The sequence below is a fragment of the Chitinophaga japonensis genome (assembly GCF_007830125.1).
GTDB lineage: Bacteria > Bacteroidota > Bacteroidia > Chitinophagales > Chitinophagaceae > Chitinophaga > Chitinophaga japonensis.
Window position 1 is genome coordinate 50668 of record NZ_VLLG01000005.1, and the last position, 14144, is coordinate 64811.

Below are 14144 nucleotides of genomic sequence, written 5' to 3' on the forward strand. Positions count from 1 at the left end.
GGATTTTTTGAAGCAAGAAGTATGAAGTATGATGATCTTCGCGGATTCCTACCTCCTACTTCCTACATCCTACCTCCTACTACTCAGAACTGGAGGTTCAGCCCCATGTTATACACCTTTTGCTGCGGATAGAATTGCCCGCGGCCGTCCGGCGCTTCCGGGTCGTAGGTTTTCATTTCCGACCAGGTCAGGAGGTTCATGCCGTTGGCGTAAATGCGCAGGCTGGACAAGCGCAGGCGCTTCAGGAAACCGTCCGTAAAGGTGTAGCCGATCTCGGCGTTCTTCAGCCGCAGGTAGCTGGCGTCCTTCAGCCAGAAACTGGAACGCACGTAGTTGTGGCCGGCAGGACTGGGCGAGAGCCGCGGGAAAGTAATGGGCGCGCCCTGCTCATAACGTTCCTGGTTCCAGCGCTCCAGGTGGGTTTTGTTGGCGCCGCGCCAGTCGGTATCAAAAGGCCAGGCCGCCATCTGGTCCAGGTACACGGAGGCTTTGTCCGCCCCCTGGAACAGTACGGAAAAATCCAGCCCCTTTATGCTGCCACCCAGGGAGAAGCCGTAGATCACCTGCGGGAACTGCGAATAGCCAATGGGCATCTGGTCGTCATTATTAATGATCCCGTCGCCGTTCACATCGCGGTAGCGGATGTCGCCTGGCTGCAGGGCGTCCTGGCTGCCGCTGCCCGGTGCAAAAGAAGACTGTGGCCGTTTGGGATCATTGATCTCATCCCAGGTATTGTACAGGCCTTCTGCTACCAGCCCGAAGTTCTGCCCTACCGGGTTGCCGGTCTCATTCTGGTAGGCATAGGTGCGGGGGGCTTCGTCCTTAAACACCACTTTGTTGCGGGCCAGGGAGTAGTTGGCCTTTACCCAGTAGCTGAGCGCACCGGCTTCCCCGTTGTAGCCGCCTTCCAGCTCAAAGCCTTTATTGCTGACACGGCCCAGGTTATACGCCGGCAGCTCGCTCACCCCGATAATACCGGGTATGGCCCCACGATTAATGAGAATATTGTTCCGTTTCTCCTGGAAATAATCGCCGGTAAGGAAAAAGCGGTTGTCAAACAGTTTCAGCTCCAGGCCGGCATTCATCTTCCGGGCCTTTTCCCAGGTAATGTCCGGGTTGCCCAGCTTGCCTTCGTAAGCGCCGCCATACCACTGGTAAGAGAAGCCTACTTCGCCGAAGTTGTAGCCGCCGCCATAGGCATAAGCGGAAGGCAGGTACAGGAAGCGTGGCCCGCCGTTAAAGATATCGGAGATTTTATCGTTGCCTACTTCGCCGTAAGAACCGCGGATCTTCAGGAAAGACACCCAGCTCTTTTGCGGGAAGAAAGGCTCGTCGGAGGCCACCCAGCCCAGGGAATAGGCCGGGAACCAGCCAAAACGCTTTCCTTTGGGGAAGTTCTCGGAGCCGTTGTAGCCCATGTTGAACTCCGCTATATAACGGTTCTTGTAATTGTAGGTAACGCGCGCCACCAGCCCCTGGTACGCATTGGGCACCTTGTAGGTAAGCCCGGGCGCGTAGGCCTTGCTCTGGTTGTACAATACCAGCCCGCCGAAAGTGTGCGCGCCAAAAGTGCGGTTATAGTCCAGCGCCAGCTCCTGGTACACCTTGCGGTTCTTGCCATAGCTTTCGGAGAAGCCCAGTGTGCCATCCTCTCCCTGCGGTATCAGCAGGGCCTGCGTGGAATCGTCCGGGTCCCTTACGGCCAGGTAGGTGATATTGTTCTTGCTGCGCGCTACGGTATGGCGGTACCAGCTATCATAGGCAATGGTAGCGCGGGCGGAAAGACCCGGCGTAATAAAGTCCAGCTTGTGGCCCAGTATCACGGAGGCATTTACATTACTGTTAAAATTGCGCTGGTAGCCTGCGTTGAGCATGGTGGTAAGCGGGTTGGTGCCGTTTACCGCGCCGCTCAGCGTTACCAGCTTGCCGTCCACCATACCGGGACTGCTGAAGGGATTGGCCTTCAATACATCGAAGAATATATCGGCGGCCGATTTGGCCGGGTAGTTCTGATCTTCCACCTGCCCCGCCAGGTTTACCTTCACGGTGAACATGGGGGTTACATCAAAATCAAAATTGGAGCGGAAATTATAGCGCTTGTACTTGGGATTGGCGCTGTACTCCGGGTGGTAATCCGCGTAGCGGTAAGCGCCATTCTGATCAAAATAGCCGGCGGATATGAAATAGCGGGTCATTTCCGTGCCGCCGCTGATGTTGAGATTGTACTGCGACTGCAGGGAATGGGGCTTCAGCATGGTTTTGAACCAGTCCACGCTGGGATGGAAAATGGGATCTTCGCCGGATTGGAACAGCTCCAGGTCCCGCTCCGTGAAGTAAGGCGCCTTGCCATCGTTGGCCAGGGCTTCGTTCTTGAGCAGGGCATAGTCATAGCTGTTCAGCATTTCCGGCAACTGCGTAGGTTTTTGCATGCCTACATTGCTGGTGAAGCTGAACTGCGGCGGCCCTACCTTGCCCCTGCGCGTGGTGATCAGTATAACGCCGTTGGCGCCACGCACGCCATATACGGCCGTGGCGGAAGCGTCCTTTAAAATGTTGATAGTCTCGATCTCGTTCGGATCGATCTGGTTCATGTTGCTGCGCTCTATGCCGTCCACCATGATGAGCGGGTCCGAGCCTTTGCCGGCATCCAGGGTGCTGATACCCCTTATTTTCAGAGAGGAGCCATCCTGCCCGGGCTCGCCGCTGCGCTGCACGGCTATCAGCCCCGGCATGCGGCCTACCAGCATGTTGCTCACATTGGCCACGGGCGACTGCAGCAGCTCTTTGGTGTTGATGGAAGCCACGGCTCCGGTAACGGTCACTTTCTTCTGCACGCCATAGCCCACTACCACCACTTCGCCCAGGCTTTTTTCATCGGTCTGCATCTGCAGGTTGATGACAGTGCGGTTGTTGAGAGGCACCTTGCGGGTCATGTAGCCGATGCAGGAAAATACCAGCACCTTTCCGCCATCGGGCACCTCGATCCGGTAATTGCCATCGGCATCTGCGGAGGTGGAGCGCTGGCTGCCTTCCACCAGCACGGTGGCGCCCACCACCGGGGCGCCATTTTCATCTGTCACCTTGCCGGTAACAATGACACCCGGGGGCGGCTTCTTTAATACCGCGGACCGGGCGCGGGGCAAACAGGCCAGGGATAGCAGGACAATACAGCATATCCTTAAACAGGACGGGACGTTGAACTTCATAACGTTAGATAATGGTTGAACGGGGCTAAAATTCGCATGAATACGGGGAAAACACAGGGGGGAAAATCGTTTTTTAAGGGGGTGTGATTGGCGGGATCAGGCCATTTCACTCATAACTGGTGAATTTTTTCCGGTACCTTTTTATATAGGCGGAGGGATTCATTTCAAACAGCTTGCAGAACTGCTCCCGGAAATACTTCACATCACTGAAGCCCACCCGGAAGGCGGCCTCATTTACATTACAGGGCGTATTGATCAGGAGCTCGGCGGCTTTCCGCAGGCGGATGAACCGGATGAACTCACTGACAGAATGGCCTGAAATGGATTTTACCTTCTTGTAAAGGATGGAATGGCTGATGCCTATTTCCTGCGCCAGCATTTTTATATTAAAGCCCGGATCGTCCAGGTGCTGCTCCGTAATGGCGATGCAGCGGTCCAGGAACTCCTTGTACTCGGCGGAGATCTTCTGTTTGCCCGAATGCAGGGTGATCTCATTGTAGAAATACTGCTGCAGGGTGTTGCGGCTTTTAATAATATTGGTGATGCGCGCTACAAACAGGTCTTTTTCAAAAGGCTTGGTGATATAATCATCCGCGCCGCCCTCCAGGCCTTTCAGCTTTATTTCAGAGGAGGCGCTGGCCGTCAGCAGCACTACGGGGATATGGCTCAGGGAAGGATTGGCCCGCAGTTGCCGGCACAGCTCAATGCCGCTCAGGCCTTCCATCAGCACATCGCTGATGATGATGTCCGGCAAATGCGTCATGGCCAGTTGGTAGCCAGTTGCTCCATCCTCCGCTTCATAAATGATAAAGGAGGAACGGAATATGCCCTTCATGTACTGGCGTAACTGGCTGTTATCGTCCACGATCAGCATGGAAGGCCGCGGCGACATCAGCATGTCCCAGGTTTCTTCGGCGGTTGCGCCGGGCATTTCCGGCAGGTCCGCATCCTCATCCGCCACCAGTTCCTCCAGCAGCGTAGGCTGCGGGGCCGCTTCCTCCAGGATCGTATAGCCCTGCAGGTGGGCGGCGCCTTTGGGCAGGCGCACGGTAAACAGGGTGCCGGCCCCGGGGCTGCTTTCATAGCTTACCTCCCCCCGGTGGGCGTCCACAAACTTTTTCACGAGGTACAGTCCAATGCCAAAACCGTTCTTCAGGGGCGTTTCCTTTTCCTGTACCTGGTAGAAGCGCTCAAACAGGCGGTCGCCTACTGCCGCGGGTATGCCGCAGCCGCTATCCCGGATGCTGATCTCCGCGCTGGCGGCCGTTTCCCCGACGAAAAAGCAGATGGCGCCCCCTTCCGGCGTATATTTAAATGCGTTGGAAAGCAGGTTAAAGAACACGATCTCCGCTTTCTCCCGGTCCGCGCAGATCATGAGCGGTTCCGGCCCGCATGCAAAATCAAAGCGGATCTTCTTTTGCTCCGCCTGGTGCTGGAAGCACAGGAACACCTCCCGGCAAAGCGCCGTGATATCCAGTTGCACCGGTTTGAGCATACCGTCTTCCCGGTCGGCCCTGCGAAACAGCAGCAACTGGTCCACCAGGCTTAAAAGGCGGCGGGCATTGCGGTATACAATGGCCAGGTCCTTGGGATGGCTGTTCTTCCCATCGCTGTAGAGCAGCTCCTTCACGGGATTGATGATCAGGGTAAGCGGGGTCCTGAACTCGTGGGATATGTCGGTAAAGAAAGCCAGCTTTTTTTCATGCAGCTCCCGGTCCTTTTCCGCCTGCAGGCGGGACAGCTCTATTTCGTACTGCAGCCTGGCCTGCCTGCGCTGGTAGTGCCGGTAGCCGTACAGCGCCAGCACCAGCAGGGCGCAGTAAATGCTGTAGGCCCACCACGTGCGGTACCAGGGCGGCAGCACCGTGATGCGGAGGGCGCATTCCTGCGGGCTCCAGATGCCATCTGCATTGGTGCTTTTGACCCGCAGCAGGTAGCTGCCCTCCTTTAAGCGGGAATAGTTGGCGGTGCGCAGCCGGTCCACATGGTTCCAGTCATTATCCCAGCCTTCGAGGTAATAGGCATACGCGATCTTGCCGGGCGAGGAATATTCCAGCGCCACGTAGTCCAGCGACAGCATGGCCTTGTCATAGGGCAAGGTAAGGCCCTCGCCTGCAGGCGGCAGGGCCACCGGCGCATTCAGTATGCGCAGCCCGGTGATCAGCAGCCGGGGAAAGGCCCGGCCTTCTGCAATGCTGTCCGGGTGAAAGATGTTGAAGCCCTTGATGCCGCCAAAAAGCATTTCTCCCGAGGCCAGTTGCAGGGACGCGTTATAGTTGAACTGGTTGCTCTGCAGCCCGTCTGACTCATAATAATTCTTGCACTGCCCGGTGGAGGGATTGAACCGGGCAAGCCCGTTGTAAGTGCTTAGCCACAAATTGCCGCCGGCATCTTCCAGTATGTTGAGCACCGCGTTGTTAGGCAGCCCTTCCTGCTCGCTGTAGGTAATGAAGGCGCCGGTATTGCGGTCCAGTTGCAGCAGCCCGCCGCCCTCCGTGCCTACCCAGCAGCGGCCCACCGCGTCTTCATAGACCGCCCGCACCGGGTAGCCTACCGGGTAGGAGCGGTAGTGACCGGTTTTCTTGTCCAACTGTATCAGCTTGCTGAAAGTGCCCAGCCACAAGGTACCGGGCCGGCCGGCCGCAATGGTGATCACGTCCCGCAACCCGGGATCGTATGCTTCAAAACGGTCCTCCTTTTTATGATAGCGGTACAGGCGGCCGCCCATGCAGGCGCCTGCCCAGAGGTCATTGTCCGCGTCCAGGAACAGCTTCCATGCAAAGCGGTCCGTGTAACCATTGTAGGTGCAGGCATAGTGCCTGAATGTGCGCGTAGCCCCGTCATACCTGTTGATACCACCGCCGTAGGTAGCTACCCAAACAGCGCCCTGCGCATCTTTCACGATGCTGGTCACATTGTTGTTGCTCAGGGCGCCCGGCTGGCCGCTGTGCTGCTCGTAATGCGTATAGCGGTCCCGCCGCCGGTCCCATATGGAAATGCCGCCGCCATCCGTACCTATCCAGATGTTCCCGCTGTTATCCTCGCAGAAAGAAAAAGTAAAGTCGTTCACCAGGCTGTTGGCGGTCAACGGATCGTGGGAAACAGTGCTGAAACGGGTCCGCTGTGCGTCAATGATATTGATACCGCCCCGCAGCGTGCCTATCCATTTACGCAGCTCCCCATCCTCATGCACGGCGTATACGGCATTGCTGGTCAGGGCCTGCTTCCCCTGCCCTGCTTTCAGGTGCCGGGCCGCTCCTTCCTGCAAAGGCAGCACGTGTATGCCTTCCCCATCCGTAGCGATCCACAACTGCTGCGCATGATCCACGCAGAGGCTGATCACCTTGCTGCCTTCCATGCCGGCCAGGCTGTTGTAACTCTCATAGGCATCGGTGCGGGCATTGTACCGGAACACGCCGTTGTCCGCGCCTACCCACAGGAAGCCGGCCGCATCCACGGCCATGCAGTTGGCGGTGCGCAGCCGGTCGTTCACCAACTGCACCCTGCCTGCGCCCGCATCATAGCGGCACAGCCCTGCGCCCTGCACTACCAGCCAGCACCGCCCCCGGCGGTCAAACTGCAGGGCCGCCACCGCATAGGGCCGGAAATCCTCCCCGGGATGAAAAGGCACCTGCAGGGCGATATCCCGCCCGGGGGGCTTTACCAGCAGCCCCTGGTCCGTAGTGCCGATGAAAACAGTGCCGGCGGCATCTGTGCCAATGCTGTATATTTCCCCTGTCACCTGTTGCACGGGGCCTTTGTTACAGGGCTGGAAATAAACGGGGAAAAAGCTGCCGGAGCGTTGATCGTAGCGGTTGATGCCATGCTTGGTGCCTACCCATATATAACCCAGGGAGTCTTCTGCAATGACCACGATGCGGTTGTTGATCAGGGAAGCGGTATCGTGCAGGCGGTTGCGGAAAGTTTTAAAAGCGTAGCCGTCAAAGCGGTTCAGGCCGTCGTAGGTGCCAAACCACATAAAGCCCAACTGGTCCCTATGTATACAGGTAACAGAATTATTGGAAAGTCCCTGTCCTATGCCCAGGTAGCCGCTAGGGTCATATTGCGCATAGCCTGCGTGACAGGTAAGCCAACAGATAAATAAGACAATAATGCTGTTTTTCATACAACGGGATACCGGAAAGGTACTAATCAATTGTCATTCAGACAATAAATATTGGCGCCCCCGCTGACCGAAGCCCGGACGGAAGCCACCCGCGCCAAAAGGCTGGCCACTGCCATTGAATGGATGGCGGAGGGCAAAGTAAGGAACTGGAAATACATGAAAAAGTAAAGGCTAGAAATACCGCGGGTCCGCATCGTCATTCCTGCCGGAGGGGAACAGTATGCCCAGGGATATCTCGTGCGAGGGGCCTGCACCCGCCAGGTTGCTCATATTCATATCATAGGCATAACCCAGCCGGAACGTAGGGCCGTTGAACACCGCCATAATGCTGGCATTGTTGGTAGTACGGTAGGAACCACCCACCCAGAACTTCTCCGCTACGATCAGGAAAGAGTTGAAGTCAATGCTGATGGGGCCTTTCAGGTCCGTTTTCACCATCAGCGAAGGCTTCATCTTGAAATTCTCCGAGAAAGCAAAGATGGTGCCGCCGGAAAGGTAGACATGCTGCGTTTTTTTGATGGTCTCAAACTTATATCCCTTCCAGGAATAGCTCATATTGGAATAGGAAGAAAGCAGGTCCATCACGGACAGGCCCAGGTAAAAACCGGAGGAATAATAATACAGGCCAAAGCGTGCATCCGGCGCTATGGAAGCAGCGGCAGCCACCGGTATGGCCGGGTCGTTCTCGTCCGCGTATTCAAAGGTGGCGCCGTCTATCCGGTATTGCGTTACGCCCAGGCCAATGCCCAGGCACAGGCGGCTGGTACCATCATAATCCATCGGTATGCGGTAAGCATAGGAGCCGTACAGGGAAAAAGCGCCCTGCGGCCCCAGCGCATCCATGCTGGCCTGCAGGCCAATGCCTACGCGGCGGTCGTTATCGTCGCCGCGGAAAAGGCCGTCCACCGAAAAGCTGCCGGTACGGGGCGCGCCGGGAAAACCGGCCCACTGCTGCCGGTACACGGCATTCACATACCAGTCTTCCTTGTTGCCTGCATAGGCAGGGTTCACACTTAGCTCATTGAAAATGTACTGGCTGAACTGTATGTTCTGCTGCGCCGCACCGCTCATCCGCAGCCCCAGTAACAATAAACCTATGTATGTTATCTTACGCATAAGTGATCTTGCATTACCTCAGTATTTCCACCCAGCCTTTATACAGTTTTTCTTCTTCTCCTATTTTTACCCGCAGTACGTAGAAGTAGGTGCCTTCATTCAGCCCGTTGCCATTCCAGTCGTTGCGGTAGTCCTTTGCAGCAAATACCTGCCCGCCCCAACGGTTATAGATATACAGCTCGGAGCCGGGATACGTTTCCACGTTTGTTATCTTAAAGTATTCGTTCAGGCCGTCGCCGTTAGGCGTGAACACGTTGGGGAAGCTCAGCTCCGCGCCCTGGGCGGGTCCCTGGTCCACGGGTATCACGGTGGTGTCGGCCACGCCGCTGCAATTGGAGCTGGCGGGGTCGCAGAGGCCGGTCAGGGCCGTGGAATCCGCCGTGCTTACGGTAGCCTGGTTGGCGATCCGTGTTACGCCGGTCACATCGTCCACCACTTTTACCAGGAAGGTCACAGAGTCCTTCACTTTCACACCTATGCTCCTGTTCCAACTGATGGTATTGGTGCCGGGGTCATAGATGCCGCCGGTGGCATTGCTCACATACACGGTATTGGCCGGTATGGTATCCACAATGTTGACGGAGGACAGCAGTACGCCGCCGGTGTTACGCACGTATATACGGTACAGCAGCTCCTCGCCGGCATTGGCGGTAGCGCTGTTATCCTGTGTTTTCACGGTCTTCCAGGTCACAAAGCCGCCCGATTTGTTGACCGGTATGGCGGTGGCCGGGTCGTTGGGGCCTGAATTAAGTATGGGCACGTTCGGGTCCAGCGGGTCGGCCGGGTGCAGGGGCTGTTCGCCCAGGGCGTCGCCAAAATCCACGGAGCCGGTATTATAGATGGTATCGGCGCCTGTAAGGTCGTCGGCTACGTTCACGCGCAGCTCCAGGGTAACGGTGGTGCCCCTGGCTATCTGCGGGATCACCCAGGTAAGGAGGCCGCTGGCATCGGGCCTTACGCCGCCTTCCGCGTATACGAACACGGTGTAGGCCGGCACGCGGTCCCGCACGATCACGTTCACCTGGTCCGTATCGCTGCCGTTGCTGATGTGGATGGTATAGGTAATGGCATCGCCGGCGCTTACAAATTCCCGGTCGTGACGGGCGCTCAGCCAGGCGGCTGTGAGTACCGTATCATCATCCAGCACATTCACGGTGGCGCTGCTGTTGGGCCCGAAGGTAAAGGGCAGCGCGCCGCTCACGTTATTGATGGTCAGCGATACGGTTTCCAGCCCTTCCGGCCGGATATCGTCTATCACGCGGATGGGAATGGCAATGCTGCCGCTGCCGGCGGGGATCACCGCCTGGGCAGGGATGGTATCATAGTCCGTACCATTCAGCGCAGAACCGCCTACGGCATAGCTCACATCAATATCCTGGGCCGCGGTTTTACCAGAAGCCAGGCGGATGGTGAACTCACCCTCCCTGGCAGGATCGTCGCCCGGCTCTGCCGCCTCGGGCTTGCTGGCGATCACTTCGATGTTCATGTTATCGTCATCATCATCATCAATGGTCACGGCGGCATTGTTCTGCGTGCCTATATTATATAATACGGCAGAAGTCAGGTTCTGCAGGGTGACCAGGATATTTTCCGGCCCTTCCACCAGGTCGTCGTCCAGCACGGATATGGGTATGGTCACACTGCTGCTGCCGGCGGGGATCACCGCCGTGGATGCAATGTTCGTATAATCCACCCCGTTGGTGGCGGTACCGGCAATTTCGTAGTCTATGGTAATATCCGCGGTGGCCGGCGTGCCGGAAGCAATGTGGATGGTGAGCTGGCCTGCATTGGCCGGCTCGCCCGCATCGGGATCGGCCGCCGTGATGATCACCTGTTCGGTGTCATCATCGTCTATGATCACGGTATCCCTATCCGGTGCGCCTACGGTAAACGGCATGGTGGCCGTCACCCCGGTCAGTTGTACGATCACCGTCTCATCGGTCTCCGCGATGGTATCATTCAGCACCGGCACCGGGAAGGTGGCGCTGCTGCTGTTGGCCGGGATCGTCACCGTACCGGAAAGCGCCGTATAGTCGTCGCCGCTGGCAGCGGTGCCTGCTACGGTATAGGTAATGGTGATGGGCACCAGGGGGATCTTGCCGGAGGCCAGGCTCACGGTGAATTCACCGGGGGTATTGGGCTCTGCCCCGTTGGCGCTGGCGCTGATCACAATGCCCATGTTCACATCATCATCGTCATTGATGGTCACCGTGTCGCTGTTTTGCGCGCCGATCACAAAGGGCAGGCCGGCAGTGGCCCCGTCGAGGGTGAGGCTCACGGTTTCATCCCCTTCCACCAGGTCGTCGTCCAGCACCGGCACCATTACCGTGGCGCTGGTGCTGCCGGGGGGGATCGTTACCGTACCGGGAAACGCCGTGTAATCCGTGCCGCTGGTGGCCGTGCCCGCGCTGGTGTAGGTCACGTCAATGGGCACACTGGTAATTTTGCCGGAGGCCAGGCTCACGGTAAACTCGCCTACGGTGCCGGGCTCGGCGCCATTGGGAATGGTGGCATCCACCACGATGTCCATATTAATATTATCATCATCGGCAATGGTCACGGAGTCTGTATCCTGGCTGCCGTCCACGCTGAAGGGCAGCGTGGAGGTAACGCCTTCCAGCGTCAGCTTCACGGATTCCATGCCCTCTACCAGCTCATCATCCTTCACGATCACCGGTATAAATACCCCGCTGCTGTCTACCGGTATCACCACGGTACCGGTCAGCGTATCATAGTCGGTACCGTTGATGGCGGTACCTTCCACGGAATAGGTTACCGTTACCGGTACGGAAGCGGCATTGCCATTGGGCAGGCTTACCCTGAACAGGGCGGTATCGCCCGGCTCGCCGCCGGTAGTGTCATAAGCGTTGACCGCCACTTTCAGGTTGTCATCATCATCATCTATGATCATGACCGTACAGGGATCGCCTGCGGCAAAATGGAATGTATCCACGGTTACGGGCTCCGGCGTGATCACCACGCTTTCATCCCCTTCAATCAGGGCATCGTTCAGCACGGGCACGGTAACCAGCACGCTGTTCTGCCCGGCCACCAGGGTAGCGGAGCCGGAAAGCGCCGTATAGTCTGTGCCCGGTACGGCGGAGCCACTCACGGTATAGGTTACCGTCATATCCTCTTTGAAGGTATAGGTGCCGGGCAGGGCCAGCTTAAAGCTGCCGTCGCCGGTGGATTCGCCGCCATCGGCCACAAACAGCGCATGGATCTGCCGGTTGAGCGGTATGTTGTCGTCGTCTTCGATATTTATGATCGTGGTATTGGCCGTGGGGTTAATGGCAAAGGTGGCCAGGTCGCTGGAGCTGCCGCTCAGCAGCGTGATCACGATATCCTCGAGGCCTTCTATCACCATGTCGTTGGTAACGGGAATAATAACGTTCACGCTGCCCTTGTTCTTGGAGATGAAAGCCTTGCCGGTAAGCGTAGTGTAGTCTATCCCGTTGGTAGCTGTGCCGCTGATGGAATATACCACGGTAATAATATTGTCGGTGGTAACGCCATCCGGCAGGCTGATGGTGAACCGGCCGGGACTACTGGGATTTTCCTTACCGTCAATGTTGCCGGCAATGCCGATGCTCAGCTCGGAGTCGTCGTCCAGGATGGAGGAGCTTACAGACCGGCTGGTGGACAGCGTCAGGTTAAAGCTGGGCGCAGTAGCGTCGGAAAGGGTGATCTTTACGGTCTCGTTGCCCTCAATGATCTTGTCGTCTATCACGGGGATGGACAGCACTACGCTGTTGGACCCTGCGGGCAGCACAATCTGCCCGGAAGGCGTCTGGTAATCCACCCCGTTGGTGGCGGTGCCGCCATCTATAAAATAATCGATGGTGATATCCTCCGGTGCGGTGAGGGAGCCGGGCAACTGGAACTTGGCGGTAATATCGCTGCCCGGTTCGGCCGCCTGCATGCCGGTGCTGTAGGCGGTGATCACGTTATCGTTGTCGATGATGAGGAAAGTGCCTTCCGAGGGGTCGCCCAGGGCGTAGCTGGCGCCGCTGGTGAGGCCGGTGGCGCCGGTAATGGTGATGATCACCGTTTCATCCCCTTCTACCAGGTTGTCGTTAATGGCCCCCAGCAGGATATGCGTGGAGGTTTGCCCGGTGAGGATGGTGGTGCTGCCGGAAAGGGAGCCGGCATAATAGTCCGAACCCTGTACGGCGGTGCCGCCTATTTCGTAGGTAATGCTGATGTCCTCCGTGGCGGGGCTTTCTGTCAGCAGGATATCCAGGCCGCCATAGCCACCGCTTTCCTGTGCATTTACGGGATTGCCGGTCATGACCGTTTGCGCCCTTTTGACTTTCACGGCCTTTCCCGGACCGCTGGCGGCAAAAGCCCCGGCGGTTGCCAGCAAGCAGGCAATGATAGTGCAACGTACGATTTTGTAGCAATAACTCATAAATAACGGCATAACAGGCGGTTACGGCAACGGCAATTGCCGGTTGATAACAATTGCCCCAATATTCATATCACAAATTAATATATAAAATTATAAATATTTATTTAATAAAATAATATTAGTTAAATAAAATATCAAAAATAAGTTCATATAAAAGACACAAGACACTGAATATCAGGGCTTTTTATAGGGCTGGATAATATTTTTAATGACGTACTCCGTCAGGGAATTCCGGCCGGTCAGGCCCAGCTTGCGGGTAATGTTATAGCGGTGGTTCTCAACGGTTTTCACACTTACGTACAGCTCGGCGGCTATTTCCCGGGTGTTCTTGCCTTCAGCTATGAGCTTGATCACGCGGGCTTCGGTTTTGCTGAGGCTATACCTTTCCTGTAAAGCGGGGGGTATCAGGGGTACGGAGATGGGGTTCTCCGGGATACTCTCCACGGCCCGGCGCATGTTGTCGAAGATGGAGAAACGGGAAAGCCGGGCGCGCACGCTCAGCAGCAGTTCCTGCTTTTTGAAGGGCTGCACCAGGTAATCGTCCGCACCCAGGTTCATGGCCATACGCATTTCCTCCCGGGTATCCTTATGGCCGATGAAGATCAAAGGGATATGAGTCAGCCGCGGATCGTTCCGCAGGGCTACCAGGAAATGATGGCCGCCGGCGTCCCGCAGCGTAACACCGCAGATGATCAGATCAGGCAGTTGCTCCAGGCAAAGCTGCAATCCTTCCCCGGCAGATAGCGCAGTATGGATATCATAATTTTCCGAAACCAGCAGTTGTCCAATTTGTTTGATGAATAAATGGTTCCCGTCCACCAGTAATATTTTACGAGTGGCTTCATTCATCAGACGGTATGTTTGAAAAATTCGGCATAGGTCGGGCCCGGAAAAAAAGGACGGCTGTATAGCTATACGTATACGGATCAAGCTGGCATCAGGGCGGTTCGGATCGTGTTATTACCATATTTTCTTCACCTTGGCTGGGATAAAGCGCCAATATACTGCTAAGTTTTTGTTGTTCAATGGTTTACACAAAATAGAAGTGCATGATGTCCATAAAACGTAAATATGACGCAAAATAACGGGTACCGATATACGTTTACAGGCCAGTATTGCACAAAATGGGTATCAGTGCCCAAAATTGGGTATATACACTCATTTTAGGGTGTTTCGGTAAAAAAAGCATCGCAGGTTAACGTCACTTTCTCAAATTTGCAAACAACCAAAAAGCTACGCACGCCATACCTTACGAAAATCCCGCTTAGCCTGTAGCATTTGTGTA

6 protein-coding genes are annotated in these 14144 nt (G+C 56.3%); 1 reads left to right on the forward strand and 5 read right to left on the reverse strand.

Going from position 1 to position 14144, the window contains the following annotated elements; genetic code table 11:
- Positions 1–83: 83 nt before the first annotated feature.
- Both LX66_RS21530 and LX66_RS21535 read right to left on the reverse strand, forming a co-directional pair.
- Complete coding sequence (locus LX66_RS21530) at positions 84–3206, reverse strand: SusC/RagA family TonB-linked outer membrane protein (RefSeq protein WP_145717455.1); 3123 nt, start codon at positions 3204–3206, stop codon at positions 84–86.
- Between the two features lie 106 nt (positions 3207–3312).
- Positions 3313–7332, reverse strand: coding sequence for a hybrid sensor histidine kinase/response regulator transcription factor (locus LX66_RS21535; protein ID WP_145717457.1), 4020 nt, complete (start codon positions 7330–7332; stop codon positions 3313–3315).
- A gap of 51 nt (positions 7333–7383) precedes the next feature.
- Here LX66_RS21535 and LX66_RS28510 point away from each other — a divergent pair, with 51 nt between their 5' ends.
- On the forward strand, positions 7384–7500 hold the full coding sequence (locus LX66_RS28510) for a YdeI/OmpD-associated family protein (RefSeq protein WP_244620482.1): 117 nt from the start codon (positions 7384–7386) through the stop codon (positions 7498–7500).
- Positions 7501–7503: 3 nt separating this feature from the next.
- Here LX66_RS28510 and LX66_RS21545 read toward each other — a convergent pair whose 3' ends face one another.
- From LX66_RS21545 to LX66_RS21555, 3 genes are all read right to left on the reverse strand, one after another.
- The gene (locus LX66_RS21545) at positions 7504–8448 is read right to left on the reverse strand and encodes a PorP/SprF family type IX secretion system membrane protein (RefSeq protein WP_145717461.1); all 945 of its coding nucleotides are present in this window, start codon (positions 8446–8448) and stop codon (positions 7504–7506) included.
- 13 nt (positions 8449–8461) lie between these two features.
- Positions 8462–12814: a Calx-beta domain-containing protein gene (locus LX66_RS21550; RefSeq protein ID WP_158642706.1), complete on the reverse strand. Its 4353-nt coding sequence runs from the start codon at positions 12812–12814 to the stop codon at positions 8462–8464.
- A gap of 219 nt (positions 12815–13033) precedes the next feature.
- Positions 13034–13708 carry a response regulator transcription factor gene (locus tag LX66_RS21555; protein WP_145717465.1) on the reverse strand — a complete coding sequence of 225 codons (675 nt, stop codon included), beginning with the start codon at positions 13706–13708 and terminating at the stop codon, positions 13034–13036.
- Positions 13709–14144 lie beyond the last annotated feature (436 nt).

Coding starts and splice junctions, on each gene's coding strand:
- LX66_RS21545 (WP_145717461.1), bottom strand. CDS start 8,448: ATGCGTAAGATAACATACATAGGTTTATTGTTACTGGGGCTGCGGATG.
- LX66_RS21535 (WP_145717457.1), bottom strand. CDS start 7,332: ATGAAAAACAGCATTATTGTCTTATTTATCTGTTGGCTTACCTGTCAC.
- LX66_RS21555 (WP_145717465.1), bottom strand. CDS start 13,708: ATGAATGAAGCCACTCGTAAAATATTACTGGTGGACGGGAACCATTTA.
- LX66_RS21530 (WP_145717455.1), bottom strand. CDS start 3,206: ATGAAGTTCAACGTCCCGTCCTGTTTAAGGATATGCTGTATTGTCCTG.